Here is a 3,780-nt window from a genome sequence, read left to right as displayed (position 1 = left end):
TTTGCGGCGGGGCAGCCTTCGATTTCAGCCAGGACCTTTTTCCGCTTCTCCTCCGCAAAAAAAAGCCGTTCTACGGGGTCGTCCTCGACGGTTACTGGTGCGATGTCGGGGGCCTTGAAGCCTACATCCGGGCGCACGAAGACGTTCTCTCCGGCAGGGTAAAAGTTAATCTGCCCGGGCGGGAAGTTATGCCGCAGGTCTGGGCCGAAGAGGGTGCAGTGGTCGATGAAGAGGCCCGCATTGAAGGGCCGGCGACGATTGGCGCGCACACGCAGATCGGACCAGAGGGGCCTATGTCGGCCGGTATTCGGTGATCGGCGCTGGCTGCACCGTCCAAGCCGGGGCCAGCATCAAACGGAGCGTCGTCTGGGACCACTGTTTTATCGGGCGGGGGGCAGCCCTGCGCGGCGCCGTTTTAGGGAACAGGGTGCAGGTGCAGGCCAACGCCGGCGTTTACGAAGGGGCGGTTGTCGGCGACCATTCGGTGATCAAGGAGCGGAGCCTCTTAAAGCCCAAAGTCAAGCTCTGGCCGCATAAATTTGTGGACACGGGAACCACGGTGAGCGACAGCCTCGTCTGGAGAAACGGCGTCCGGCGCAACCTCTTCGGGAGTGAAGGGGTAAGCGGCCTGGCGAACATCGAGATTACACCGGAGTTCACCGCCCGCCTGGGGAGCACGTTCGGCGCCGTACTAAAAGAAGGGGCTACCGTAGGCATCTCGGGCGACGCCTACCCGGTTTCGGGGATGGCGAAGGCGGCGCTCGCCGCCGGCTTACAGTCGGTTGGGCTGAAGGTGCGGGATTTCGGCTCTGGAACGACGCCGATGCACCGTTTTGGGGTGCGGAATTTCGGGCTAAACGGCGGCGTGCACGTTAAGTTCTCGACCCAGGATCCCGATAAACTCCGGCTGATTTTCACCGACGCGGCCGGTGCTGACATCTCCCGCAGCACCGAACGCAAGATCGAGCAGCTTTACTACCGCGAGGATTTCCCCCGGGCGCCGGTTTTCAAAGTAGAACCGCTGCAGTACCTTCCTGGAGTACCGGAGGCCTACCTGCAGTCGCTTTGCGAATACGCTTCGGACCGCCTCAAAGAGGCGGCGCTAAAGTTAGTGCTCCTTTACGAAGAGACCAACCTCGGCCGCTTCATTGCTACGCTGAGCCGCGAGTTGGGCGTCATCATTTTGAACTACAACCGGGAAGGCTTAGCCAGCCGTCCCCGGCAATGGCAGGAATACCAGGATATCCTGCCGTCACTCTGCGCGGCCGTGGTGGAGAAGGGGGCGGATGGCGGCGCGGTAATCGACGCCAACGCCGATTACATGATCCTGGTAGACGAGCGCGGCCGGATCATCCAGGACGACCTCTTCACCGCCATCTTGGCCCTTGTCGCCCTGAAACAACGCGGCGGTCCCGTCGTTGTGCCGGTCACGGCGCCGCGGGCCATCGATGCGCTCGCCGCGCGCTACCGGGCGGAGGTGGTCCGCACCAAAGCAGCGCGCCAGGACCTCTGGAAACAGGCGCTCATGGCCCAGGCCTACGAGGCGCTGCTGCATTTCGACGCCCTGGCGGCGCTGGTGCGCATCTTTTCCTTTACCGCCGCTCAAGGCATAACCCTCGGCGACCTTGTTGACGAGGTGCCGGCTTACTTTGTCACCCGGCGCGAGGTTCCGGTTTCCTGGGAAACCAAGGGCATGGTTATCCGCCGGCTTATCGAGGAAAAGCCGCAACAGGAACTCGAACTTATCGACGGCGTAAAGGTTTACCACCCCGACGGCTGGGCGCTCATCCTCCCGGACCCCGAAGAACCGGTCTGCCGGGTCTTCAGCGAGGGCGCCTCGATGGAGATCGCCGCATCGCTCGCCGAGTTTTACACGCAGAAGATTAAAGAGATGCTGGAAGATTAAAACGGTAAAAAATATCTTTCGGCGCGGGGGCGGTTTTATGCCGCCCCTGCGTTTTACGGGAGGAAACCCGCGGGTGCCGGCGAAAAGGATAGGGCAAGGGCAGGTTTCCGCCGTCCGGGTCTAAGGGGTGATCCTGCGTGACGGAGCAACTGCTGACGCCGGAATTCTGGGCGCGGGCCTGGGAGGAGGCGGCCAAAAACAGCCCGACCGGCCGCCGGTGCCGCTACAGCGAGGCGGAGCAAATCGAAAACTGGAACCGCCGCGCCGCAAGCTTCGCGCGGCAAACGGCCGGCGCGGGCGCGGTAAAGCAGCGGGAGAAGGTGCTGGCGCTGCTCCGCGAGGAGGGGGCACTGCGGCCGGGCATCCGGGTGCTCGATATCGGCGCCGGGCCGGGAAACTTCGCCCTGCCGCTCGCCCGGGTGGCCGCCGAAGTGGTGGCCTTAGAGCCGGCCGCCGCGATGCTCCGCCTCCTGCAGGAAAGGGCAGCCCAGGAAGGGATCACTAATATCACCTGCGTGGCGGCAACCTGGGAGGCGATCGACCTCGACCGGCAGGGGTGGCGGAACGGCTTCGACCTGGTCTTCGCCTCGATGAGCCCCGGTGTGCAAAGCGCTGCGATGCTCGACAAGATGATCGCCGCCTCCCGGGACTTCTGCTACTACAGCTCCTTTGCCGGACCCCGCTGGGATGCGGCGCGCGTTGACCTCTGGCGCCAGTTCTTCGGCGAGGAGCTGAACCCCGGCCGCGCCGAGATCATCTACCCGTTCCTCTACCTGTACACCGCGGGCTACCGGCCGCTCCTCCATTTCACCACCGAAGAGGTCCGGGGCGAAAGCCCCGCAGACGAATACATCGCCGAATTGGCGGCCTTTTTCGACCAGTACATGGAAGTGACCCCTTCTGTCCGGGAAACAATAGCCGCCTACGTCCGCGCCCGCGCCCCGGAGGGCGTCTACCGCTACCAGCGCCGCATTTGCTCCGGGATGATGCTCTGGCGCTGCACCCGCGAAGCGCGAGCGGTTTAGCATCGGTGGCTGAGGCTCATTTCCTGCTTCGGTGTTTTGAAGCGGGCCGGAGTTCTTCCCGCGCGCCTTTTCGCTGCCCGGCACGGGCGGCCTTGAAATCTTCCGGTTCGGCGACCTTAAAGGGACCGTCAACCCGCGGGGCTAAAACGGCGGTAAGTTGCTTTGCGTGAGGCGGGCCGAACCGGACAGCAAACGACCAGAGCCTTTCCCGATCGAGTTTCTCAAGGTAGATGTCGTCTAACAGCGAGTTTAGCCGCGTGGCGGTCAGCACCCCGGTTTTCAGGTGCCGGATGTAGATTAGGTCCAGCAGGGCTTTTTCGGGCAGGGCCACGTTAGCCCGGCCGTCAAAGCGGTAGCCCCAGAAAAGGCGCCTGGCGATCTGGTGGTATTCGAGGGTGGTACCCTCCAGATGAAAGGTATAAGGCGACTTCGTGGTTACGAGCGTCACGGTAAACGCGGTTTGGCTCAGAACACCCTCCTGCGCCAAAGCGTACTCCAGGGAGATGTAGCTCGGGTAGCGAAAAACCATCGCCGCCTCTTCGATCGAAGGCGGCGCGAAGGGGTTGGCGTACCACTGCCGCGCCAGGCGCCGGAGCACCCCGTGCCGGACAAGGCGGCCCCGCTCCACCTGGAGGTGGCTTTTAGGCAGGCCGGTCATCTGCTCGATATCCGCGAGGGCGAAAATCTTTTTCGCTGCGTGCTGCCGGAAAAAAATCAAGCCCCTGGCTCGTTCTCACGCTCTCCACTCCCCGTAGTTTTTCAGACAGGTTACCTCGATAAGGTCGGCGACCCTCTTGTTGACTTCCTCCCCAGGGCTAAAGCCCGGGGATTCCCGAAGGCGGACTAAGC

Annotated in this window: 4 protein-coding genes; 3 read left to right on the top strand and 1 reads right to left on the bottom strand. The window is 63.0% G+C overall.

The features are described 5' to 3' along the window. From ACUVTA_RS02195 to ACUVTA_RS02185, 3 genes are all read left to right on the top strand, one after another. The coding region (locus tag ACUVTA_RS02195; protein WP_445951352.1) for a sugar phosphate nucleotidyltransferase at positions 1–314 on the top strand (314 nt) is incomplete at its 5' end. Next, the gene (locus ACUVTA_RS02190; protein WP_445951351.1) at positions 311–1,906 is read left to right on the top strand and encodes a hypothetical protein; all 1,596 of its coding nucleotides are present in this window, start codon (positions 311–313) and stop codon (positions 1,904–1,906) included. The genes ACUVTA_RS02195 and ACUVTA_RS02190, both read left to right, overlap by 4 nt. A gap of 137 nt (positions 1,907–2,043) precedes the next feature. Continuing rightward, the gene (locus ACUVTA_RS02185) at positions 2,044–2,931 is read left to right on the top strand and encodes a class I SAM-dependent methyltransferase (RefSeq protein ID WP_445951350.1); all 888 of its coding nucleotides are present in this window, start codon (positions 2,044–2,046) and stop codon (positions 2,929–2,931) included. Positions 2,932–2,947: 16 nt separating this feature from the next. On the opposite strand, the gene ACUVTA_RS02180 is transcribed toward ACUVTA_RS02185, so the two are convergent. Continuing rightward, positions 2,948–3,649 carry a type IV toxin-antitoxin system AbiEi family antitoxin domain-containing protein gene (locus ACUVTA_RS02180; protein ID WP_445951349.1) on the bottom strand — a complete coding sequence of 234 codons (702 nt, stop codon included), beginning with the start codon at positions 3,647–3,649 and terminating at the stop codon, positions 2,948–2,950. Between the last annotated feature and the right edge of the window lie 131 nt (positions 3,650–3,780).

It is taken from the genome of Thermodesulfitimonas sp. (assembly GCF_052743955.1).
The sequence above is the reverse complement of the archived record's forward strand: the minus strand, read 5'-3'. Positions and strand labels throughout refer to the sequence as shown.